This is a genomic window from Sphingobium sp. B11D3A, from assembly GCF_025961695.1.
Lineage (GTDB): Bacteria > Pseudomonadota > Alphaproteobacteria > Sphingomonadales > Sphingomonadaceae > Sphingobium.
Genome location: NZ_JAOQOE010000001.1, coordinates 2,166,846 through 2,189,803 on the forward strand (window position 1 = coordinate 2,166,846; position 22,958 = coordinate 2,189,803).

Genomic DNA, 22,958 nt, shown 5'->3' on the forward strand with positions numbered 1-22,958 from the left:
GCTCTAGAACATGCCGACTGTTTTGTGAATCGAAGAGCGCCCGAATACGCGCTCACCAAGGGGCAATTATCGCAGCACGGCCCTGTATTTCCGCAAAGACCGTCCCTATAACCACGGCATGAGTAAGGAATTGATGGAAAATCCCGGCCAGACTTTGCCAATGAGCGAAGGTGGTCCTTGGGGCACGCAGGGCGAGGAGCCGTCTTCCGGCAAGGGCAAGGAAGGTCCGCGCAACCCGTGGACCCCACCGCCCCGGGATGACAGAGGTGGCGCGGATTCGCGCGGCCCGAGCGCAATCGATGAGTTGATGCGCCGCGCGCGGGACAGCTTCGGCGGCCAGGGTGGCGGCACGCCACGCAGCCCCGGCGGGCGCGCGATCTGGTTCTATGCCGCCATCGCCATCGTCGTGCTGTGGATTGCCACCACCAGCATTCACAGGATCGGCCCGCAGGAGCGCGGCATCGTCTCCATCCTGGGCAGCTACAGCCGCACCCTTGGCCCCGGCATCAACTGGTCGCTGCCCGCCCCGCTCGAAAATGTGACCATCCTCGACGTCGAAGAGATCCGCACGGTCGATCTCGGCTCGGCGGGCGATGAATCCGAGAAGCTGGTTCTCACCGGCGACCAGAACATCATCAATCTGGGCTATTCTGTCCGCTGGAATATCCGCGACCCGCAGCAATATCTCTTCCAGATCGCCAATCCCGAGGAAACGATCACCGCCGTTTCCGAATCCGCCATGCGCGCAGTGGTGGCGACGGTCTCGCTGACCGACGCGCTCGGCGCGGGGCGTAACGCCATCGAGGCACAGGTGCAGGAGCGGATGCAGCAGATTCTCGACAGCTACGGCGCGGGCGTGCGCATTCAGGGCGTCGCCATCAAGCAGGCCGATCCGCCAGCCGCCGTGAACGATGCATTCAAGGAAGTCAGCGCTGCGCAGCAGGCTGCCGAAACCTATCTCAATCAGGCCCGCGCCTATGCGCAGCAGCTCTCTGCCCGCTCACAGGGTGAGGCCGCCGCGTTCGACAAGGTGTATGAGGAATATCGCCTCGCACCTGACGTGACGCGTCGCCGCATGTATTATGAAACCATGGAAAGTGTGCTCTCCGGCGTGAACAAGACCATTGTCGAAACCCCCGGTGTGACGCCCTATCTGCCGCTACCAGCCCTTCGCCCCCGCGCGAATGTGAGCGTGGAGACGCCTGTACAGCCGCAAGCCCAGCAGCAGGGAGGCGCACAATGAACCTCTCCTTGCGCAACCCCATCCTGCTGGCCGTTCTGGCGACAGTCGGCCTGATCCTGCTGGCCAGCACCTTCTCGATCGTGCCGGAAACCAAGCAGGCCGTCGTGCTGCGCTTCGGCGAACCGGTCCGCATCTACAATGCCTACAAGCCCAATGAGGTGTTCGGGAACACCGGTGCCGGCCTCAAGGTCCGGCTGCCGTTCGTCGATCAAGTCGTGTGGATCGACAAGCGCGTGCAGTCGGTAGCCATGGAGCGCCAGCAGGTGCTCTCCACCGATCAGCTGCGTCTGCAGGTGGATGCTTTTGCGCGCTATCGCATCGTCGACCCCCGGCGCATGTTCATCTCGGCCGGTAGCGAGACCCGGGTTGAGGACGCGCTGCGCCCGATCCTGGGTTCGGCCCTGCGCAACGAGCTGGGCCGCCGCCGCTTCGACCTGTTGCTCAGCCCTGAGCGTAGCGAGGTGATGAACAACATTACCGCCAGCCTGAACCGGGTCGCGCGGCAATATGGCGCGGAGATCATCGACGTGCGGATCATGCGCGCCGACCTGCCCGACGGTACGCCGCTGCAGAGCGCGTTCCAGCGGATGCGCACGGCACGCGAGCAGGAGGCGCTGACCATCCGTGCAGAAGGCGCCCGGCGCGCACAGCTGATCCGCGCCGATGCCGATGCCGCGGCAGCAAAGGTCTACGCCGCCAGCTTCGGCAAGGACGCGCAGTTCTACGATTTCTATCGCGCCATGCAGTCCTACCGGACGACCTTTGCCGAAACTGCGCCCGGCGAAACCAGCGCCGTCCTGTCCACAGACAACGACTATCTCCGCCAGTTCCGGGGGCGCTGAGGCTGATTGAGGGCGCGGCGTCTTTACGTCGCGCCCTGACCATTCAATGCCCGTTCATCCGGGCGATTCCATGGCCGGTGGGTCACTCCCCGGCTCCGGGCCTTCCGTTCCGGAACACCCGGCGAAAGATGAAGAGAAGAGGAACATCTTCGTGCGCTACGCTTATGCTATTACCGCAGCCCTCCTCCTCGGCGGCACCGCCATTGCCCTGACATCCAATTCATCCACCGTCGTCGCGCAGACCGCGCAGAACGAAAATATGGCCGCAGCCGCGCCGCGTGGCGCGCCAATGAGCTTCGCCGACATGGCGCAGCGCCTGCAGCCGGCCGTGGTGAATATTTCCACCCGCCAGCGCGTGCAGGTGCAAAACCCATTTGCAGGCACGCCGTTCGGCGCCCTGTTCGGCTCGGGCGACCAGCCCCAGACACGCCAGGCGCAGTCGCTCGGCTCGGGCTTCATTATCTCGGCAGATGGCTATGTGGTCACCAACAATCATGTGATCGCGCCGGGCGCGCGGGGCGCGCGGGTCGACTCGATCACCGTCACCCTGCCCGACCGCACGGAATATGAGGCCAAGCTGATCGGCACCGATCCGCGCTCGGACCTTGCCGTGCTCAAGATCTCCACCACCAAGCCGCTGCCTTTCGTGAAGTTCGGCGACTCGACCCGTGCCCGCGTGGGTGACTGGGTGATCGCCATCGGCAATCCCTTCGGCATCGGCAGCACGGTCACCGCCGGGATCATCTCGGCGCTCCACCGCAACACCGGCGGCGGCGAGCGCTTCATCCAGACCGACGCTTCGATCAACCAGGGCAATAGCGGCGGCCCGATGTTCGACATGAACGGCAATGTGATCGGCATTAACAGCCAGATCCTCTCGCCCACCGGCGGCAATATCGGCATCGGCTTTGCGATCCCGGCCGAGCAGGCTGTCCCGATCATCGAGACGCTGCGCAAGGGCCAGACCATCACGCGCGGCTATCTCGGCATCCAGATCGGACAGCTTTCCGAAGACATGGCCGATTCGCTCGGCCTGCCCCGCAACCGTGGCGAGTTCGTGCATGGCGTCGAGCCGGGCCGCGCTGCCGACAAGGCCGGCATCAAGGCTGGCGATGTCATCGTGAAGGTCAACGATCGCGAGGTGAATCCGGACGAGACGCTGTCCTACATCGTCGCCAATCTGCCGGTTGGCTCCAGCGTGCCGATCGAGCTGATCCGCAATGGCAAGCGCATGACCATTCGCGCGACGATCGAGGAGCGTCCGGCGGAAGAGGAACTGGCCAACTTCAGCCAGCCGGCCGAGGACGATTTCTCGGACCAGGATGCCCAGGCCACCAAGGAAGCCTCGCAGCAGTTGCTAGGCATCGCCGTTCAGTCGCTGACGCCCGCCATCGCCCGCCAGCTTGGCGTGCCGGCGGATACGCGCGGCGTGGTGGTGACGGCTGTCGACCCCGCGACCGATGCCGGACAGAAGGGGCTGCGCCGCGGCTTCGTCATTACCACGGCCAATGGCCAGCCGGTCGCCAGCGAGGCGGAACTGGGCAAGGCCGCGCAGGCTGCCAAGGATGCCGGCCGCAACGCCGTGCTCCTGCAGGTGGTCCGCCGCGGATCGCCGCCGGCCTTCGTGCCGATCCGCCTGCGCGGCATGTAAGCGCGGGGCATCCCGACGGAGTGAAAGGGCGCGATGACCTCGCGCCCTTTTCTGTTTGTGCCGCTTTTCTTGCTCCCTTTGCCAAGCTACCTCTGGCCTGTGGTTGGAGAACGGGCATGAGCGACGACACGAGCATCTTCATTGGCCAAAGTCTCGACGGCGAACCGCAGCGTCTGGTACTGCGTCGCGCCAACCGGCACGGCCTGATTGCCGGCGCGACCGGAACCGGCAAGACGGTGACGCTGCAGGGGCTGGCCGAGAGCTTTTCGGCGCAGGGCGTTCCGGTCTTTCTTGCCGATGTGAAGGGCGACCTGTCCGGCATCGCCATGGCTGGCTCGCCGACGGCAAAGAACGCCGACAAGCTGATAGCCCGCGCGCAGGAAATCGGCATGGCTGACTATGCCTTCTCGGACAATCCGGCGATCTTCTGGGATCTTTATGGCGAACAGGGCCATCCGGTCCGCGCCACCATTTCCGAAATGGGGCCGTTGCTGCTCGCCCGGCTGATGGGGCTGAACGAAACGCAGGAAGGCGTGCTGACCATCGCCTTCCGCTATGCGGACGACGAAGGGCTGCTCCTGCTCGACCTGGGCGATCTGCAGGCGATGCTGGCTTATTGCGCTGACAATGCCGACATGCTCACCAGCCGCTATGGAAATGTGACCAAGGCCAGCATGGGCGCCATCCAGCGCCAGCTTTTGCAGCTCGAATCGCAGGGTGGCGACAAATTCTTCGGCGAGCCCGCGCTGGAGATCAGCGACCTGATCCGCACCGATGAGAAGGGCCGCGGGTTCATCAACATCCTCGCCGCCGACAAGCTGATGCGCAGCCCGAAGCTGTATGCGACCTTCCTGCTCTGGCTGCTGTCCGAGCTCTTCGAGACGCTGCCGGAAGTCGGCGACCCTGCAAAACCCGTGCTCGTCTTCTTCTTCGATGAAGCGCATCTGCTGTTCGACGATGCCCCCAAGGCGCTGGTCGACAAGATCGAGCAGGTCGTGCGCCTGATCCGGTCCAAGGGCGTGGGCGTGTATTTCGTCACGCAGAATCCCATCGACGTGCCGGAGGATGTGGCGGGGCAACTCGGCAACCGAGTGCAACATGCCCTGCGCGCCTTCACCCCGCGCGAGCAGAAGGCGATCAAGGCCGCCGCCGAGACGTTCCGCGCCAATCCCGCTCTGAACGTCGAAACCGCGATCATCGAACTGCGCGTGGGCGAGGCACTCGTCTCCCTGCTGCAGGAAGATGGCGCGCCATCGATGGTCCAGCGCACGCTGATCGCGCCACCCCGCTCGCGGCTGGGCGTGCTGGACGCGAAGGAGCGCGCGATCATCCAGTCCATTTCGCCCTGCGACGGCAAATATGACGAGGCGATCAACCGCGAATCAGCCGAGGAGATCCTGCTGGCCCGCACGCAGGCCGCAGCCGCGGCCGCAGATGCAGCCAAGGCACAAGCCCAGGCGGACAAGGCCGCTGCACAGCAGGCCAGTCTGGAAGCCAAGCAGCGCGAAGCAGAAGCGCGCGCTCAGGCGCGGGAAGCTGCCAGGCCAAGCAATCTCGACCGCGCCATTCAGTCCGCGACGCGCTCGGCTGCCTCATCGGTGGGCCGGCAGGTCGCCAATGAGATCGGCAAGGCGATTCTCGGCGGATCGAGTCGCAAGAGCAGCGGCGGGCTGGTCGGGCGTCTCGTACGCGGCGTGCTGGGCGGACTGCTCAAATAACGGTTCGCCCTAGCGCCCGCTTAGCCCCGGCCGCGATAGCCGGGGACATCCTGAGCGGGAAGCCATACGCCCTCCAGCGGCGGACCGGACTGCCAGAACACGTCAATGGGAATGCCACCACGCGGATACCAATAACCGCCGATGCGCAGCCAGAGCGGCTGCATTTCGGCCGTCAGCCGTTCACCGATGCCGACCGTGCAATCCTCGTGGAAACCGGCATGGTTGCGGAAACTGCCGAGGAAGAGCTTGAGCGACTTGGATTCCACGATCGTTTTGCCCGGCACATAATCGATGACCAGATGCGCGAAATCGGGCTGGCCGGTGACGGGGCAAAGCGATGTGAACTCCGGCGCGGTGAAGCGCACCAGATAGGGCCGGCCCTTGCGGGGATTGGGCACGTAATCGAGAACGGCCTCCTCCGGGCTTGCCGGAAGGCCGCTTGTCTGACCGAGATGCTTGAGTGTCATGCCACGCGCCTTAATATGATTCGCGGCCGGCGCGAACCCCTTGCGCCAACCAACCCACCTCAAGGATGCGTCTCCATGGATATGCTGGTTTCCACCGATTGGCTCGCAAAGGCGCTCGGCGCCCCGGACCTCAAGGTCCTCGATGCCACGGCCTTCTTGCCGGGCACCCCGCGCGACCCGAAGGCGGAATATCTGGCGCAGCATATTCCCGGCGCTGTGTTCCTCGATCTCTCGACGCTCAACGATATGGGCGATCCACGCCCCGCGATGGTGCCGACCAACGCCCAGTTCGCCGAGCGGATGGCTGCCCTCGGCATCGGGCAGGACGACCGCATCGTCATCTACGACAATAGCCCGCTGAGCAGCGCGGGCCGGGCGTGGTGGCTGCTGCGCATCTTTGGCGCGCGTCAGGTCGCTATTTTGGATGGCGGGTTGGCGCGCTGGACCGCCGAAGGCCGCCCGACCGAAGCAGGCGAGGCAACCAGCTCCAACAGCGGTGCATTCACCGCCGCCCGCGATGACAGCGCCATTGTCAGCAAGGCCGATGTGCTCGCCAATCTGGAGAGTTGCGCCGCGCAAGTCGTGGATGCCCGCAGCGCCGACCGGTTCCGGGGCGATGCCGCCGAGCCGCGCCCCGGCATGGCGGAAGGCCATATCCCCGGTTCGGCCAATCTGCCGTCAAACCTGTTGCTGGACGAACAGGGACGCTGGAAGCAGAGCGACGCGCTGCGGCAAGCCTTTGACGATGCAGGCGTCGACCTCGACAAGCCGCTGATCATGAGCTGTGGCAGCGGCGTCACCGCCTGCAATCTGCTGTTCGGCGCCGCCCTGCTCGGCAAGGAGGATGTGCAGATTTACGACGGGAGCTGGTCCGAATGGGGTGCCGATCCTGCGACGCCCAAGGCGGTCGGCCCGGCATGAGCGGCACCCACGACGACGGAAAGACCGGCAAACCTCTTGGCCCCGGCACAAGACTGGTCCAGGCCGGTCGCCGCCCGGAATGGACCGGGATGCCCGGGCAACCCGGCGGGATCGTCAACCCACCCGTCTGGCGCGCATCCACCATATTGTATGAGGACGTGGCGCATCTGCGCAGCGCTTCGACCGCCGATCCGCACCGCCTCTATTATGGCCGGCGTGGCGCGCCCACGAGCTGGTCGTTGACTGAGGCCATCACCCAGTTGGAGCCGGAAGCGGCCGGCACGATGCTCTACCCCTCGGGCGTCGCCGCCATTGCCGGCGCCTTGCTCGCGGTGCTGAAGCCCGGCGACGAACTGCTGATGGTCGACAGCGTCTATGGCCCGACCCGCGCGATGTGCGATGGAATGCTGCGCGAGTTCGGCGTGCGGACGATCTATTACGATCCGCTGATCGGCGCCGATATCGCTGCGCTTTGCACCGAGCGAACCCGGGCAATCTTCCTCGAAAGCCCCGGCAGCCTGACCTTCGAGGTGCAGGACGTGCCCGCCATCGTCGCGGTGGCAAAGGCGCGCGGGATCATCACGCTGATCGACAACACCTGGGCGACACCCTTGCTGCTGCCGGCCCTCGGCCTGGGGGTCGATGTGTCGATCCTCGCCTGCACAAAGTATCTTTGCGGCCATAGTGACGTCATGATGGGGTCCGTCACCGCAAATGCTGCGCTGTGGCCCGCCATCCACAAGCGCGGCCACATGCTCGGCCAGACCGTCAGTCCGGACGATGCCTGGCTGGTGTTGCGCGGCATGCGGACGCTGGCCGTGCGCCTCAAGCATCAGGGCGAAAGCGCGCTGGCGCTGGCCCGCTGGCTGGAAGCGCGGCCCGAAGTTGCGCGCGTGCTGCACCCTGCTTTGGCATCCTGCCCCGGTCATGCAGCGTGGCGTCGCGATTTCGCCGGGAGCGCCGGCTTGTTTGCTTTCGAACTGGCGAGCAACGAAGACTCGGCCCGCACCGCCTTTATCGACGCGCTGGCGCTGTTCGGCATCGGCTATAGCTGGGGCGGGTTCGAGAGCCTTGCCCTGCCGGTCGATCCCGCCAGCCTGCGCACGGCGCGACAGTGGGAGACCAAGGGTTTGCTGGTGCGGATCAATGTCGGGCTGGAAGAGCCTGACGATCTCATCGCAGACCTCGAACAGGGGCTTCAGCGTTGGCAGCTTGCGATGGAGGACCACGCCGCTCCTTGAGTCGCCCGCCGCTTGCACTGCACCCTGGCTGACCGCTCATGGGGGCACTTCGCGCCTGAGCAAGTCTGGCGAAACCTCCAGATGCGCCTGCTTCCCTTACGGTTTCGGTCGATAGCCAGCGTGGCGCGGCTGCAACACTTCATGAGTTCGCAACACATATGTGCAGTTTCTGTCTTGTGCGTCGCACAAGACAGAGGCATCAGGATCGCGGCTTGCCGGCAAGTCCGCTCAACCGCAACAAAATGCGGATCCAAAATGAAGCGATCGCCCGGCGCTGCAGGCAGGGACGATCGCATTTTTATCTCGTTAAGGGGAATCCCATGCGTAAGTCCATTCTGGGCCTCTCGGCCCTCGCTATTTTTGCCACTGCCACCCCTGCTCTCGCGCAGGACGATGACAGCGGCCTGACCGTTTCCGGCTCCGCCACCGTTGTGTCCGACTACCGCTTCCGCGGCTTCTCGCAGACGAAGCAGAATGCTGCCATCCAGGCCGGCATCACCGTCACGCACGACAGCGGTTTCTACTTCGGCACCTGGGGTTCGAACGTCGACTTCCCGGATCTCGACGGCGCTGGCAATGGCGCGACCGCTGAGCTCGACTTCTTCGCGGGCTACTCCACGGAGCTGGCTCCGGGCGTGACGGTCGACGCCGGTCTGCTCTACTATCTGTACCCCAAGGACACGGTCACCGACGTCGCGACCGACTTCTTCGAGCCCTATGTCACGGTCAAGACCACGCTCGGCCCGGTCGGCCTGGCAGTCACGGCGAACTACGCCTGGAAGCAGGACGCGCTCGGCAAGAACGATGCCTTCTACATCAAGGCCGCTCCGTCGCTCGCCATCCCCGGCACGCCCTTCACCGTTGACGGCAGCATCGGCTACGCAACGAGCGACAGCTTCCTCGGCGGCGTTGACGGCGAAGTGTTCGACTGGTCGGCTGGCGTGAGCGCCAGCTGGAAGCAGCTGACCTTCGGCGTGCGCTATGTCGACACCGACGAGCCCGGCCAGATCCGCGGCAGCGACGCAGCGGTCGTGTTCTCGGTCGGCGCAGCGTTCTGATCGAATAAAGTGCGGCCGTCACCGGGGGGAGACGGCTGAACAAAGGGGTCGCGACATCCGTCGCGGCCCCTTTTTATTATGGGCGACGAGGGAGCGGCCGCGCTCTTACAAACCGATCCTGAACCAGGTCAGTCGGCCTTGGCCCGCCGGGCCGTGATGATGCGAATGGCAGGCTCGAGCATCTGCCCCTTCATCACGCCTTCACCCTTCGTCGCGCTGCGCGGCGCGTTCCAGATGCTGCGAATGACATCCATGCCGTCGATCACCCGGCCGAAAGCGGCAAAACCCGGCTGATCCTGCGTTGCGTCGAAGCCACGCATGTCGCCGACGATGATGAAGAAATCGCCCGTCGCCGTCCCCGGCGCACCTTGTGCCATGGAAATGACGCCTTCTATATGGCTCAGCCCGGTCTTGCTGGTCGGCTCATGCGGCACGGGTTTCAGGATGCGCTTTGGATCGTTCTGCGTCCCGCCCTGGATGAATCCACCGGGCGTGCCATCCTCCCATTTGAAGGCGCGATAGAAGAACGTGCCATCGAGCCGCTTCCCATCGACATAGGCGAGGAAATTGGCCGCAGTCACGGGTGCACGCTCTGTCTCGATCGCAAGGGTGATGGTGCCGGCGCTGGTCGTCAGGACGACGGGCACGGTCTCAAAGACCTGCGTCTCGACCACCTCCCGCGCCTTGGCAGCCTCCTCCTCAGCCTTGCGTTGGGCCGCGGCCGCTTCGGCCGCCCGCGCGTCGGCCTCGGCGCGATTGATCGCTTCCAGCTCGGCGTCGATCTTCGCCTGAATCTCGGCTTCGGATCGCTGGGCGTGGGCCGGGGCCAGCGCCACTACAGACAGGAGGGTCAAGGCGACGGGCATCGTCAGCCGGCGAAGGCACGCGAGGGTCATCATGACGCCATGCTAACCCGCCCGCTCCCCGCAAGACAAGGCAGCCCTTTCGCTTCACAGCCCGTGACTGCGCGCCTATAGGCGGGAGCGCCATGTCGTTCCTCAGCCTTGCCGCTCTCTTCATCCTTACCGTCGCACTGATGGAGGGCTTTGCCTATGTGATGCACCGCTGGGTGATGCACGGCCCCGGCTGGTTTCTGCATGCCAGCCATCATCGGCCGCGAAAGGGCAATTGGGAGCTCAACGATCTCTATTTCGTGATCTTCGCCCTGCCCTCGATCCTGATGTTGCTCGGCGGCGTGCAATGGGGCTGGGGCAACTGGGCGACCGCTGTCGGCGCCGGAATCGCCGCTTATGGCGCCATCTACCTCGGCTTCCACGACATCATCGTTCACCAGCGGGTGAAGCATCGTTACGTGGCCCGCTCGCCTTACATGAAGCGCATCGTGCAGGCGCATCGCCTGCATCATGTGGTGGAAACGCGCGAGGGCAATGTGAGCTTCGGCTTCCTGATCGCGCCGGCGCCGGAAGACCTCAAGCGACAACTCGCTGGCATGGACGCGGGCCGCATCCGCGATGCCCGGGGCCGGTAGGAGGCTCCCGCCGCCACGGCTGATTTCCCTGCCGAGGATATGGCTTGCAGCGCGGCCTGTCATTCTCCGGCCTTGGTGTTGCTGACGTCTTGCACTATGCAGCGCAAAACTGACGGGGAAAACACTTGACGCTTGCTGTCCTGGCCGCTGCTCAGCCCATCTATTTCCAGAATCTCGGGCTCGATCCGGTCGCCCTCGATCTCGGCTTCTTCGCGATCAAATGGTATAGTCTGGCCTATCTCGCGGGCATTCTGATCGGCTACTGGTATCTGACGGTGCTACTCCGCCAGCCCGGCGCACCCATGGCACGTCGCCATGCCGACGATTTCATCTTCAATGCCACGCTCGGCATCATCGTGGGCGGACGGCTCGGCTATATTCTCTTCTATCAGCCGTCGATCCTCCAGAACCCCATCGACATCTTCAAGCTGTGGGAAGGCGGCATGTCGCTGCATGGCGGCACCATAGGCGTCGTCGCCGCGATCTGGTGGATGGCCCGGCGCGAGAAGCTCTCCTTCCTGCGGGTGGCGGACTATATCGCCTGCGTCGTGCCGTTCGGGTTGTTCTTCGGCCGTCTCGCCAACTTCGTGAATGGCGAACTGTGGGGCAAGGTCACCACCGTGCCATGGGGTATCGTTTTCCCCGGCGGAGGCGACATGCCCCGGCATCCCAGCCAGCTCTACGAAGCGCTGCTGGAAGGGCCGCTGATGTTCGCGATCCTCGCCTTTTTCTTCTGGAAGACCAAGGCCCGCTACGAGCCCGGCAAGCTGTTTGGCATTGCCGCGCTCTGCTACGGCGCTGCCCGCTTCTTCGTCGAGTTCTACCGCGAGGCGGATTCCCAGTTGATGGAGTTCGCGGAACGCACCGGCCTGCATATGGGCCAGTGGCTGACCCTGCCGATGCTGGTGCTGGGCCTCTATCTGGTGGTGACCGCGAAGGGCCGCCGGACCCGCGTCGAGCCGATTGCCGGGCAGGACAGTGTCGCCTGACATCTGGCAGGGCCGCGACACTCTCTCGCTCCACGACTTCATGGCGGCAGCCAATGCCGCTTATTATGCCGGGCGCGACCCTTTGGGCGCGCGCGGCGACTTCATCACCGCGCCGGAGATCAGCCAGATGTTCGGCGAGTTGATCGGGCTTTGGGTGGCCGATCTTGCCTTGCGCGCCGGTGTCGGCCCTTCCTTCGCCTATGTCGAGCTGGGACCGGGCCGGGGGACACTCGCGGCCGACGCCCTGCGAGCGATGGGCCAAGCCAGGCTCTCGCCGCCGGTCCATCTCGTCGAGACCAGCCCCACACTGCGCGCACGCCAGCAGGCCGCGGTGCCGGGGGCGATCTGGCATGACAGCGTGGCGACGCTGCCCGACGATCGCCCGCTCATTATCATCGCCAACGAGTTTTTCGATGCGCTGCCGATCCGCCAGTTCCAGCGTACTGGCGGAGGCTGGCGCGAACGCTTCGTGCAGCGCGAGCCCGGCGATTTCATCCTTGGCTGGGAAGATTGCGGCCAGCACATTCCTCTCCCGCTCGGCGACGCGCCTTTGGGGTCCATGGTCGAGCGCAATTTTGCGGCCGAAGCCATCGTCGCCGATCTCGCACAGCGGCTCTGCCGACAGGGCGGCGCGCTGCTGACCATCGATTATGGCTATGAGGGACCGGCATCGGGCGATACGCTGCAAGCGATGAGCCAGCACCGCTTTGCCGATCCGCTCGATGCCCCGGGCACCCGCGACCTGACCGTCCATGTCGACTTCGGCATGATCGCCGCCGTCGGCCGGGCGCACGGACTGCGACCACAGCCATGCATCGGGCAGGGCGCCCTGCTCACGGCGCTGGGCATCGATGCGCGCGCAGCCACGCTGACCCGCGCAAATCCGGCACGTGCCGATGATCTCCGTGTAGCGCGTGACCGGCTGGTCGAGCCCGATCAGATGGGCACGCTGTTCAAGGCCCTCGCCTTGCGTCACCCGGACTGGCCGGCATCGGCGGGGTTCGCATGAGCATCGAAGTGCTGCGCGCCGGCGCGCTGGGCGATGTACCCCACGGCTTTCTTGGGCGCACGGGCGGCGTTTCAACCGGCATTCACGCCGGGCTGAATGTCGGCTTGGGTTCGGATGACGAACGCGATGCCGTCCTGACAAATCGCGATCTGGCGCGCGAAGCCGTACTGCCGCAAGCGACGCTGGTGACGCTTCACCAGGTGCATTCCGCACGGGTTGTCATTGCAGACGCTGCCTTTCCGCTCGACGCCCGACCGGAAGCCGATGCGCTGGTGACAGCCCGCCCCGGGCTGCTGCTGGGCGTTCTCACTGCCGATTGCGTGCCGATCCTCTTTGCCGATCCCACCCATGGTGTCGTGGGGGCGGCCCATGCGGGGTGGAAAGGCGCGCTCCACGGCGTGGCGGAAGCGACCATTGACGCAATGACGTCCTTGGGCGCGACACGCGCCACCATCGCCTGCGCCATCGGCCCATGCATCGGCAAGGCGAGCTATGAGGTGAGTGCCGGTTTCGAGCGCCCGTTCCTCGAACGCGATCCGGATGACGAGCGCTTTTTCGCCGAGGGCCGCCCTGGCCATCTGCAGTTCGACATTGCCGGCTATGTTGGATCGCGGCTGGCGCAGGCGGGCATCGGTACAGTCACGTTGCTCGACGAGGACACATACAGCCAGCCCGCGCGATTCTTCTCCTACCGTCGCGCCTGCCATGCCGGAGAACCCGGCTATGGGCGGCAGATTTCGCTGATCGGATTGCCGGCTTAAGCGCGGCCTTGTGTCGCGCCGCGCAACTTCACCAGTGAAGAACCGGCCAGCCCTCTTCCGCCGCCAGTGACGCCAAGGCGCGATGGGGATTGGCCGCATAGCCCTCGTCCGCAAAGCCCAACAGCGGCGCATCAGTGACATGATCGCTATAGGCGCGGACGTGCGCATCGTCCCGGGCAATCCCTTCGCGGGACATCCACGCCTCGATCATCCGCAACTTTGCGACGTCATAGCAGTTCTCTCCTGCAATGCGCGCCCGGATGTAGTCGACACCCTGGCTGAAATGATCGGTAGCAATCACATCATCGAAGCCCAGCCTCTTCGCAATCGGCTCGACATAAAGCCGGAAGGATGCCGAAGCGATCACCAGCCGGCAGCCGGAGGCGCGATCCTGCGCGATCTGGGCCAGCGCGCCGGCGCGGATGTTGCGCGCAATCACCTTGTCGGCATAGGCCTCCACGGCCGGGCGGATCCTCTCGCGATTGACCCGTCGCCCGATCAACAGGGCCTGATTGAGTTCCTTCGCCCGGCCACGATCGACCAGCCGCAGCACGTAGCCGAGCATGACGATACCCGCCAAAGGCAGGAAAATCAGCCGCCACGGCGCCAGCGAGAGAGCCATGTGCGTGAGAAACGCCGCATAGGTGCCGCGCACGGTGATCGTGCGGTCCATGTCGTAGATCGCGATCCTCTGCACCGCTCAATGTCTCCCTGTACTCTCGGGCTGCGGCCCGCCAGATGGTCCAATTCGGCTTGCCGTGCAACGCAAACTGGCCCACTGTGGCTCAGATGACGCAATCTGCCGACCTCATCGAGAGCAACGATGCAACAGGCCGGACGGTTGCCTTCACCGGCAGCCTTGCGCTCGCCCAGATCGGCGATCTGCCCAATCGCACCGAGGCGATAGAGGGCGATGTCGCCCGGATCGACCTCACGCAGGTCACCCAGATCGACACAATCGGCGCGTGGATCGTCCACAGCCTCGCCAAACGCACGCAGGCGGAAATCACCGGCGCCAGTGACGACGCAATGCGGCTGATCGACGTCGTCTCGCGCAACGATCAACCGCTGGAAACGCGCAATGTGCCGCCCCATCCGATCGTGCGCATTCTGGAGGAAGTGGGTGTTGCAACCCGGATGACCTTCAACACGATGATCGGCCTGCTCGGCTTTCTGGGCGCCGTCGTCATCACATCATTCATGCTGCTGCGGCATCCGTCTCGCATCCGTCTGATCGCGGTCGTCCAGCGTATCGAGGTCGTCGGAATCTCGGCGCTCTTCATCATCGGGCTGATGAGCTTCCTCGTCGGCATCGTGATCGCGCAGCAAGGGTCGGTGCAGCTCGAGCAGTTCGGCATGGAGGTGCTCACCGTCAATCTCGTCGGGCGCCTGACCTTCCGCGAACTGGGCGTGCTGATGACGGCCATCATGGTCGCCGGCCGCTCGGGATCGGCCTTTGCCGCGCAGATCGGCACGATGCAGCTCAATGAAGAAGTGGACGCGATGCGCACCATCGGCGTCTCGCCCATGGAAGCGCTGGTGATGCCGCGCATCATGGCCGCGGTCATCATGATGCCGCTGCTCGGCTTCTATGCCTCGGTCATGGCGGTGATCGGCGGGGCCTTCCTGTGCGCGGTCTCGCTCGATATTCCGCCCGTTACCTTCTTCCAGCGGCTGCGTGAAGTCGTGCCGCTGACCGACCTTTACATCGGCCTTATCAAGGCGCCGGTCTTTGGCCTGATCATCGCGATCGCCGGCTGCTTCCAGGGCCTGCAGGTGCGTGGCAATGCCGAGGAAGTCGGCCTACGCACCACGGCCGCTGTGGTGCAGGCGATCTTCATCGTCATCGTGCTCGATGCCATCTTCGCGGTGTTCTTCACCTGGCTGGGGTGGAAATGAGCGCTAGTGACGATCCCGTCATCTCCATCCGGGGACTGGTCAATCGCTTCGGCGACCAGACCGTGCATGACGGGCTGGACCTCGACGTGCGGCGCGGCGAGATTCTTGGCGTGGTGGGTGGATCAGGCACCGGCAAGTCGGTGCTGATGCGCTCGATCATCGGACTGCAAAGCCCTTATGACGGCTCCATCGAGGTGTTCGGCGAACAGATGCTGGACCGCGACCCTGCGGACCCGGAATTGCTGGCAATCCGCAAGCGCTGGGGCATCCTGTTCCAGAACGGCGCGCTGTTCTCCACGCTGACCGTCTCCGAGAATGTGCAGGTGCCGCTGCGCGAATATTATCCCGATCTGCCGGTTCAGCTGCGCGAGGAAATCGCCGCCTACAAGATTCTGATGACCGGCCTTCCGGATAATGCGGGGCCGAAATTCCCCTCCGAGCTCTCCGGCGGGATGCGCAAGCGCGCCGGCCTCGCCCGCGCGCTGGCCCTCGATCCCGCCCTGCTATTTCTCGATGAGCCGACCGCGGGGCTTGATCCCATCGGTGCTGCGGCGTTCGACGAGCAGACACGGGCCTTGCAGGAGACACTGGGCCTCACCGTGTTCCTGATTACCCACGATCTCGACACGCTCCACGCCATTTGCGACCGCGTTGCCGTGCTCGCCGATCAAAAGGTCATCGCGGTCGGGACGATCGACGAGTTGCTGGCGCTCGATCATCCCTGGATCCAGGAATATTTCAACGGGCCGCGCGGGCGCGTTGCCCATGGCCAGAGCGCCAAGATGAGAGGCGCGTGATGCACAATCGGCCGCAGACATGGACAGGGTGGAACCACGGCGCCATAAAGCCGTTGGGGGAAAGCAGGAAATAGATGGAAACACGATCCAACAATGTGTTCGTGGGCGCGGTCGTCCTGCTCCTGATGGCCTTGACGGTCGGGGCAGCCTTCTGGTTCTCACGCATCGGCGAATCCGATCGCAAGGAATACGACATCTTCTTCAAGCAGTCGGTGAGCGGCATCGCCCGCGGCTCGGCGGTGACTTATGCTGGCGTACCCTCGGGGCAGGTCCAGTCGATCGAGCTTTGGGAGCGCGACCCCCAGTTCGTGCGCGTGCGCATCGTCGTCAGCCGGACGACGCCCGTCCTGCAAGGCACGACCGCGACGATCAATGGCGTAGGCTTTACCGGCGTCTCGGAAATTCAGCTTGAGGGCGCGGTACGCGGCGCACCGCCGATCGTCTGCCCGGAGCGCAATGCGCAGTCGGTCTGCCCTGAAGGCGTGCCCGTCATCCCGACCAAACCCGGTGCGCTGGGCGAACTGCTCAACAGCGCTCCAATGCTGCTGGAGCGGCTGACGACGCTCACCGAGCGATTGACCGAGCTGCTGGATGATCGCAACCAGAAGCATATTGCCGGCATCCTGCAGAATCTCGACAAGCTGACCGGCGACATCGCCGCGCGTGGGCCGGAATTGGCTGATACCATCACACAAGCCAAGCTGACGCTCGAAAATGCCTCCAAGGCTGCCGAATCGCTCGCCCAAGCTGCGAACAACACCAATGCGCTGGTGAACGAAGAGGGTCGCCCCCTCATCCGCGACCTGCGCACGACGATCCGCAATGCCGGCGCGACGCTGGAAACGCTGGATGCGACCCTGAAGGAAGCACAGCCTGGCATGCGGACCTTCACCCGCGACACCATGCCGCAAATCGGCTTGCTGGTCCGCGATCTGCGTCAGGTCTCCCGTTCGCTTCAGGCTGTGACGGATACCGTTGAACAACAGGGTGCAGGCGCCTTGATCGGCTCGCCCAAATTGCCGGATTACAAGCCATGACGAACAGCAGAGCGAACGTGCAGACAGCCCCGGCGACCAGCGGAGTAGCGATGCGCAAGGCAGCGCGGGCGGCCCTGATCACGGGTCTGCTGATCTCGGCGGCCGGGTGCGTGAAGTTCGGTGCCGAGCCGCCCGACCGGCTGCTCGCCATTGCCAGCACGGCGACGGTGCCGGCTGGCGTGTCGGCGTCCAGTGCAAGCGAATCCGCCCTGTTCATCGACGTGCCGAACGTGCCCAAAGCCCTCGCGACCCCGCGCGTGGCGGTGCGCGAGAACAGCACCAGCTTTGCCTATGTGAAGGATGCGATCTGGGTCGATACGCCGGCCCGGCAATTCCAGTCTCTCCTATCGGAGACGATCCGGTCGCGCAGCAATATCCTGGTGCTCGACCCCGGCCAGTATCTCGCCCGCACCGGCTACATTCTCAATGGCGATCTGGTCGAATTCGGTATCGATGCGACGCGCCGGGAAGCGGTCGTCACGTTCGACGCGACCATGCTCTCGCCGGACGGCCTGACGGTGACGCGCCAGCGCTTCACCGCCTCCGCGCCGGTCAGCCGCATCGACGCAGATGGCGTCGCCCCGGCGATCAGCGCCGCCGCCAACGATGTCGCCAATGCCGTGGCGACCTGGGTCTCCAGCCGGACCTGACGCCGGCCGCAGCCCTATCCCGCTCAGGCGAGGCTCTTCGTCGCCTGCTCCATCACGTCCCGCGAAAGGCCGGGTTCGGCGATGATCCGCTCCAGCGCCGCGCGCATCGCGGCACCCCGCTGCGCATCGAACCGGCGCCAGCGACCAAGTGGCGGCACGAGCCGCGCGGCGGTCTGCGGATTGAGCTTGTCCAGCGCGATAATAGCGCCTGCCACCATCTCATAGCCCTTGCCGTCCGCCCGGTGGAACGCCCATTGGTTGGCGGCAAACGCGCCATAAAGCGCGCGGGCGCGGTTGGGGTTGGCGAGTGTGAAGTCGGGGTGGCTGCTCAGCGCCGCGACATTATCGACCGTCTCCGGATGGAAGGCCAAAGCCTGAGTCTGGAACCATTTGTCGATGACCAACGCATTGCCCGCATAGCGCGCGTGGAACGCCGCCAGTGCTGCGTCCCGCTCTGCCGCCGTGCCGTTGGCGAGAACAGCCAGCGCGGCCTGGCGCTCGGTCATATTATCCGCCTGCTCGAACTGGGCGAAGGCAAGCGCCGGGCCATCCGATGCGCCTGATGCGACCAGATAGCTCAAGGCAACCCCGCGCAGCTTGCGGGCCGCGCGCGCATCCGCCGACAGCGAGAAGCCGTTACGCGCGCAATCGGCATGGAGCCTGCGCCAGTCCTGCTCCAGTTGCGCGCCGATCTCGTGCTGCAGCGCCTCGCGCGCCGCATGGATGGCATCCGGATCAACGACCTGCATCTGATCGCCGAGATAGGCCTCGCTCGGCAGCTTCACCGCTTCGGCGATCAGCGCCCGGTCCAGCGTGTCGTCGCTGATCGTCCGGCGGATCGAGTCGATGATGACGCCGCTCTCCAGCGGTCCGCCAGCAATATGGCTGAGCAGGCCATTGATCATGAGCTGCTGCAGCGCCTCATAGCGGCTGAACGCATCGTCATCGCGCGCGGCGAGAAAGGCCAGATCCTCGGCGCTCTGCTCGGCGTCCACCACGACTGGCGCGGAGAAGCTGCGATTGAGCGACAGCACCGGTGGCTGCGCGAAGCCGGTGCGCGTGATGACCGTCTCCGCCTGCGTCAGCACCTCCAACTCCTCGCCGGCATGGGCGCCCCTTTCCCGGTCGAACAAGGCGAAGAGGAATGGGATCGCCATGGGCTGCTTCTCGCCCTGCCCCGGCGTCGGCGGCACGGTCTGGCGCAAGGTGAGCGTCACCGTGCCGCTCGTCGCATCATGCGCGGTCTCGACCGTCACGCGCGGGGTGCCGGCCTGGCTGTACCAGAGCCGGAACTGCGCGAGATCGATGCCGCCGCCATCTTCCATCGCGCGCACGAAATCCTCGCAGGTCGCCGCCTGCCCGTCATGCCGGTCGAAATAGAGGTCAGTGCCCTTGCGGAACCGCTCCGGCCCCAGCAACCGGGCCATCATGCGGATCAGCTCGGCGCCCTTGTTATAGACGGTTGCCGTATAGAAGTTGCTGATCTCCATATAGGATTCTGGCCGCACCGGATGGGCGAGCGGACCGCCATCTTCCTGGAACTGCGCCGCGCGCAGCACGCGCACATCCTCGATCCTCTTGACCGCTGCCGAGCCCATGTCGGCAGAAAATTCCTGATCGCGATAGACGGTGAAACCTTCCTTGAGGGAGAGCTGGAACCAGTCCCGGCAGGTCACCCGGTCGCCCGACCAGTTGTGGAAATATTCGTGCGCCACAACCGCCTCAATGGCGTCATAATCCGGGTCGGTTGCCGTTTCCGGGTCTGCCAGAATGTAGCGCGTGTTGAAGATGTTGAGGCCCTTGTTCTCCATCGCGCCGAAGTTGAAATCCGCCACCGCCACGATGTTGAACACATCGAGATCATATTCGCGGCCATAGACGCGCTCGTCCCACGCCATTGAATCCTTGAGCGCCTTCATGGCATGATCCGTGCGCGGCAGATCGCTTTCTGCCACCCAGATGCCGAGCTTCACCGGCCGGCCGCTCATGGTCGTGAAGCTGTCCGCATTGCAGGCGAGATTGCCCGCGACCAGCGCGAACAGGTAGCTCGGCTTGGGGAACGGATCGGTCCAGCGCGCCCAATGCCGCCCGCCCTCCAGATCGCCCGCCTCGACAGGATCGCCATTGGCGAGCAGCACGGGATAGGTCGCCTTGTCGGCGCGTAGGGTCACATCATAACGCGAGAGCACATCCGGCCGGTCCGGGAAGAAGGTGATACGACGGAAGCCCTCCGGCTCGCACTGGGTGCAGAGCAGGCCGCCAGAGGCGTAGAGCCCCATTAGCTGTGTATTCGCTGCAGGATTGATCTCGACCTCGGTCTCGACGACGTGGCTCTCGCCGGTCAGCGGGATCAGCAGGTCGCCGTCCTCGAGCTTCCAATCGGAGGGGGCGAGCGTGCGGCCGTCGACGGCGACCCGCAGCGGCGTCAGTCCGTCGCCATCCAGTCGCAGCGACTGCGCATGGTCGCCGGTGCGGGTGACCTCAAGCCGGGCCTTGACGCGGGTGGCGCGGGCATCGAGATCGAAGTCGAGGCCGATCTGCGGGACCTGCCAGAGCGGCGGACGATAATCCTCGCGGCGGATGACAGGCGGCGTGGCGGCGGCTTGGGTGGTCTGAATATCCATGCCCCAGTCCTATGCCCGCATCAGGCGAGGCACAAGCGGGGGAAGCCGCCGATGGCGAGAACTCCACCACCACGTTCCCGTTCGTGTCGAGCGAAGTCGAGACACGTTAGGACCGTCCTTGGTGTCTCGACTTCAGCCCGAGGCTGTAGTTTATCCTGAGCGCCCGCCCTGCGAGCAGTCGAAGGGCTCGACACGAACGGATGTTGCGCTGCTTATTCCGTGGTGTTTGCGCCACTCCGCCCGTTGTTCGGCCCGGGCGGCAGATCGAACGGGTCCTCCGCGCGCTCCATGGAGCGGTCGAGCAGATCCGCCTGCCGGTCCGGCTTTGCCTGAGTGGATGGCGTCATGAGCTGCTTGGGCGTCTCCCGCTCAGGCGCGGCGGCGGCCTTGGGCACCTGACCCATGCCCTCCTTGGGGCGCAAATCCTTCACCGAGCCGCAGCCCGAAAGACCAGCCGCCACGAGCAGCGCCAGAGCGGCACGCGCGATCATCTTGTGATTCATCGCCTTCATCGACCGGTCTCTCCATCCAGCGCGGCTTGCGCTTCGGCAATCCGCGCGCGCACCTGATCGGGTGCGGTGCCCCCGTAGCTCTTGCGGCTGGCAACGGAGGCATCCACCGTCAGCACCGCAAAGACGCGCTCGTCGATCCGCGCATCAATGGCCTTGAGCGCTTCGATCGGCAGCGCGGCAAGCTGCACACCCGCCTCTTCCGCGGCCTTGACCGCACGCCCGGTGATGTGATGCGCCTCGCGAAACGGCACATTGCCTTCCCGCACCAGCCAGTCGGCAAGGTCGGTTGCGGTTGCGAAGCCGCTTTCCGCCAGCGCCCGCATCCGCTCGGTGCGGAAGGTCGTCGTCTCCACCATGCCGGTCATCGCGGTGATAGAGAGGCCGAGCAGATCATGCGCCTCGAACAAAGGCGGCTTATCGTCCTGCATGTCCTTGGAGTAAGCCAGCGGCAGGCCCTTCATGGTGACGCACAGCGACGTCATGCAGCCCATGATCCGCCCGGAATGGCCGCGCACCAGCTCGGCGGCATCGGGATTGCGCTTTTGCGGCATGATCGAGCTGCCGGTGGAATAAGCGTCGGGCAACGAAATGAAGCCGAAGGGCTGGCTCGCCCAGATCACGAACTCTTCCGCCAGCCGCGAGAGGTGCAGGCTGCATTGGGTGGCGGCCATGAGGTAATCGAGCGCGAAATCCCGGTCGGAAACGCTGTCGAGGCTGTTGCGCGTCGGCCCGTCGAAGCCGAGCGCTTGCGCGGTCATATGGCGATCGGTGGGGAAGCCCGTCCCTGCCAGCGCGGCCGCACCCAGCGGTGAGAGGTTGAGCCGGGCGCGCGCATCGGCAAAGCGCGAGCGATCCCGCGCGATCATCTCATAATAGGCCATGAGGTGATGGCCGAGCGTCACCGGCTGAGCGCTTTGCAAATGGGTGAAACCGGGCATCACGCTCTGCGCATGCTCGCCCGCCCGACCGATCAGCGCCCGCTGCAGCGCCTTGAGGCTGGCATCGACCTCATCGATAGCATCGCGTACGAAGAGGCGGAAATCGGTCGCCACCTGATCGTTGCGCGAGCGCGCCGTGTGCAGCCGCCCGGCGACGGGACCGATCTTCTCGGCCAGCCGCGCCTCGGTGGCCATATGAATGTCCTCAAGGTCGAGATCTTCGGGCAGATCACCGGCTTCATACTCGGCCTGGATCGCCTCCAGCCCGCCGATGATCGTCGCTGCCTCGTCCTGCGCAAGGATGCCTTGCGCGCCGAGCATCCGGGCGTGCGCGATGGAGCCGGCAATGTCCTGCCGCCACAAGCGCTTGTCGAACGGAAGCGAGGCATTTATCTCGCGCATGACGGCGGCCGGCCCGGCCGCGAAGCGACCGCCCCACATGCTGTTCGCGCCCTTGCTTGCGGAGTCTGCCATGCGCTCTATTTCTGCCCTTGCTATGCTGATCGGCCTCTCACTGGCCGCGAGCGGCTGCGATAGGCAATCCGCTCAAAACGCGCAAGGCGCCGGCAACGCCGCCGCAGTGGGCAATGCCCTCTCCCCCGATGAAGTGAGCCCGGACGAAGCCGCACCGGGGAGCGCGGGCAAGACCTTCTCCCATGTCATCGACCGCAGCCGCAAGGGCGAGGCGATGCCGGACAAGCCCTTCACCACCATCGAGGGCAAGCCGGCGACGCTCAAGGCCATTGCGCAGGGCAAGCCGATGCTGGTCAATCTGTGGGCGACCTGGTGCGCGCCTTGCGTGGCCGAACTGCCTGCCCTCGACCGCGCCGCCAAGGCTGCGGAAGCCAAGGGCGTCAAGGTGATTGCCGTTTCGCAGGACATGGAACCTGATGGCGTTCCCGCCTTCTGGTCGGCCCGCAAGCTCTCTACGCTGCAGACCTGGTTGGACCGGGAGAATGCGCTCGGCTTCGATTACGGCACCGGCACGTTGCCCACGACCATTCTCTACGATGGCGCGGGCAAGGAAGTCGCCCGCATCGTCGGTGCGCTGGAGTGGGACGAGGAAGATGGGCAGAAACTGATCGCCGAAATCGGCGGGTAAGCCGTCCCAG

At 65.1% G+C, this 22,958-nt stretch carries 22 protein-coding genes; 16 read left to right on the plus strand and 6 right to left on the minus strand.

Annotated elements, in window-relative coordinates; genetic code table 11:
- Positions 1-118: 118 nt before the first annotated feature.
- From hflK to M2332_RS10310, 4 genes are all read left to right on the plus strand, one after another.
- A complete protein-coding gene (hflK, locus tag M2332_RS10295) occupies positions 119-1,243 on the plus strand; it encodes an FtsH protease activity modulator HflK (RefSeq protein ID WP_264573969.1) in 1,125 nt (374 codons plus the stop codon).
- Positions 1,240-2,085, plus strand: coding sequence for a protease modulator HflC (hflC, locus tag M2332_RS10300; protein WP_264571680.1), 846 nt, complete (start codon positions 1,240-1,242; stop codon positions 2,083-2,085). The genes hflK and hflC overlap by 4 nt, the downstream gene beginning before the upstream one ends.
- Before the next feature lie 151 nt (positions 2,086-2,236).
- Complete coding sequence (locus M2332_RS10305) at positions 2,237-3,736, plus strand: DegQ family serine endoprotease (protein WP_264574943.1); 1,500 nt, start codon at positions 2,237-2,239, stop codon at positions 3,734-3,736.
- Between the two features lie 116 nt (positions 3,737-3,852).
- On the plus strand, positions 3,853-5,454 hold the full coding sequence (locus M2332_RS10310) for a DUF853 domain-containing protein (protein WP_264573970.1): 1,602 nt from the start codon (positions 3,853-3,855) through the stop codon (positions 5,452-5,454).
- 20 nt (positions 5,455-5,474) lie between these two features.
- Here the strand turns inward: M2332_RS10310 and queF are convergent, their stop codons facing one another.
- Positions 5,475-5,921 carry a preQ(1) synthase gene (gene queF / locus M2332_RS10315; protein ID WP_264573971.1) on the minus strand — a complete coding sequence of 149 codons (447 nt, stop codon included), beginning with the start codon at positions 5,919-5,921 and terminating at the stop codon, positions 5,475-5,477.
- Positions 5,922-5,996: 75 nt separating this feature from the next.
- Between queF and sseA the strand changes: the two genes are divergently transcribed.
- The 3 genes from sseA (at position 5,997) to M2332_RS10330 (ending at position 9,141) form a co-directional block, all read left to right on the plus strand.
- Positions 5,997-6,842: a 3-mercaptopyruvate sulfurtransferase gene (gene sseA, locus M2332_RS10320; protein ID WP_264573972.1), complete on the plus strand. Its 846-nt coding sequence runs from the start codon at positions 5,997-5,999 to the stop codon at positions 6,840-6,842.
- Positions 6,839-8,083, plus strand: a complete 1,245-nt coding sequence (gene metC / locus M2332_RS10325; protein ID WP_264573973.1) for a cystathionine beta-lyase — start codon at positions 6,839-6,841, stop codon at positions 8,081-8,083. Before sseA ends, metC begins: the two co-directional genes overlap by 4 nt.
- A gap of 320 nt (positions 8,084-8,403) precedes the next feature.
- Entirely contained in the window at positions 8,404-9,141 is a 738-nt protein-coding gene (locus tag M2332_RS10330; RefSeq protein ID WP_264571674.1) for a TorF family putative porin, read from the plus strand.
- A 128-nt stretch (positions 9,142-9,269) separates the two neighbouring features.
- Here the strand turns inward: M2332_RS10330 and M2332_RS10335 are convergent, their stop codons facing one another.
- A complete protein-coding gene (locus tag M2332_RS10335; RefSeq protein ID WP_264574944.1) occupies positions 9,270-9,815 on the minus strand; it encodes a peptidylprolyl isomerase in 546 nt (181 codons plus the stop codon).
- Positions 9,816-10,129: 314 nt separating this feature from the next.
- Between M2332_RS10335 and M2332_RS10340 the strand changes: the two genes are divergently transcribed.
- From M2332_RS10340 to pgeF, 4 genes are all read left to right on the plus strand, one after another.
- Positions 10,130-10,630, plus strand: coding sequence for a sterol desaturase family protein (locus M2332_RS10340; protein ID WP_264573974.1), 501 nt, complete (start codon positions 10,130-10,132; stop codon positions 10,628-10,630).
- Between the two features lie 125 nt (positions 10,631-10,755).
- Entirely contained in the window at positions 10,756-11,619 is an 864-nt protein-coding gene (lgt, locus tag M2332_RS10345; RefSeq protein WP_264573975.1) for a prolipoprotein diacylglyceryl transferase, read from the plus strand.
- Positions 11,609-12,628: a class I SAM-dependent methyltransferase gene (locus tag M2332_RS10350; protein ID WP_264573976.1), complete on the plus strand. Its 1,020-nt coding sequence runs from the start codon at positions 11,609-11,611 to the stop codon at positions 12,626-12,628. The genes lgt and M2332_RS10350 overlap by 11 nt, the downstream gene beginning before the upstream one ends.
- Positions 12,625-13,389, plus strand: a complete 765-nt coding sequence (gene pgeF, locus M2332_RS10355; protein ID WP_264573977.1) for a peptidoglycan editing factor PgeF — start codon at positions 12,625-12,627, stop codon at positions 13,387-13,389. The genes M2332_RS10350 and pgeF overlap by 4 nt, the downstream gene beginning before the upstream one ends.
- A gap of 28 nt (positions 13,390-13,417) precedes the next feature.
- Here pgeF and M2332_RS10360 read toward each other — a convergent pair whose 3' ends face one another.
- Positions 13,418-14,062, minus strand: coding sequence for an HAD family hydrolase (locus M2332_RS10360; RefSeq protein WP_264574945.1), 645 nt, complete (start codon positions 14,060-14,062; stop codon positions 13,418-13,420).
- Between the two features lie 116 nt (positions 14,063-14,178).
- Between M2332_RS10360 and M2332_RS10365 the strand changes: the two genes are divergently transcribed.
- The 4 genes from M2332_RS10365 to M2332_RS10380 all read left to right on the plus strand — a co-directional run bounded on the left by M2332_RS10365 (position 14,179) and on the right by M2332_RS10380 (position 17,772).
- On the plus strand, positions 14,179-15,288 hold the full coding sequence (locus M2332_RS10365) for an ABC transporter permease (RefSeq protein WP_264573978.1): 1,110 nt from the start codon (positions 14,179-14,181) through the stop codon (positions 15,286-15,288).
- A complete protein-coding gene (locus M2332_RS10370; protein ID WP_264573979.1) occupies positions 15,285-16,085 on the plus strand; it encodes an ABC transporter ATP-binding protein in 801 nt (266 codons plus the stop codon). The genes M2332_RS10365 and M2332_RS10370 overlap by 4 nt, the downstream gene beginning before the upstream one ends.
- A gap of 74 nt (positions 16,086-16,159) precedes the next feature.
- The gene (locus M2332_RS10375) at positions 16,160-17,122 is read left to right on the plus strand and encodes an MlaD family protein (protein ID WP_181561110.1); all 963 of its coding nucleotides are present in this window, start codon (positions 16,160-16,162) and stop codon (positions 17,120-17,122) included.
- Positions 17,119-17,772 carry an ABC-type transport auxiliary lipoprotein family protein gene (locus tag M2332_RS10380; protein ID WP_264573980.1) on the plus strand — a complete coding sequence of 218 codons (654 nt, stop codon included), beginning with the start codon at positions 17,119-17,121 and terminating at the stop codon, positions 17,770-17,772. The genes M2332_RS10375 and M2332_RS10380 overlap by 4 nt, the downstream gene beginning before the upstream one ends.
- A gap of 23 nt (positions 17,773-17,795) precedes the next feature.
- On the opposite strand, the gene pepN is transcribed toward M2332_RS10380, so the two are convergent.
- From pepN to argH, 3 genes are all read right to left on the minus strand, one after another.
- Positions 17,796-20,396, minus strand: a complete 2,601-nt coding sequence (pepN, locus tag M2332_RS10385) for an aminopeptidase N (protein ID WP_264573981.1) — start codon at positions 20,394-20,396, stop codon at positions 17,796-17,798.
- A gap of 212 nt (positions 20,397-20,608) precedes the next feature.
- Complete coding sequence (locus tag M2332_RS10390; protein WP_264573982.1) at positions 20,609-20,908, minus strand: hypothetical protein; 300 nt, start codon at positions 20,906-20,908, stop codon at positions 20,609-20,611.
- Complete coding sequence (argH, locus tag M2332_RS10395) at positions 20,905-22,287, minus strand: argininosuccinate lyase (protein WP_264574946.1); 1,383 nt, start codon at positions 22,285-22,287, stop codon at positions 20,905-20,907. The genes M2332_RS10390 and argH overlap by 4 nt, the downstream gene beginning before the upstream one ends.
- 31 nt (positions 22,288-22,318) lie before the next feature.
- Between argH and M2332_RS10400 the strand changes: the two genes are divergently transcribed.
- The gene (locus tag M2332_RS10400; RefSeq protein WP_264573983.1) at positions 22,319-22,948 is read left to right on the plus strand and encodes a TlpA family protein disulfide reductase; all 630 of its coding nucleotides are present in this window, start codon (positions 22,319-22,321) and stop codon (positions 22,946-22,948) included.
- Positions 22,949-22,958 lie beyond the last annotated feature (10 nt).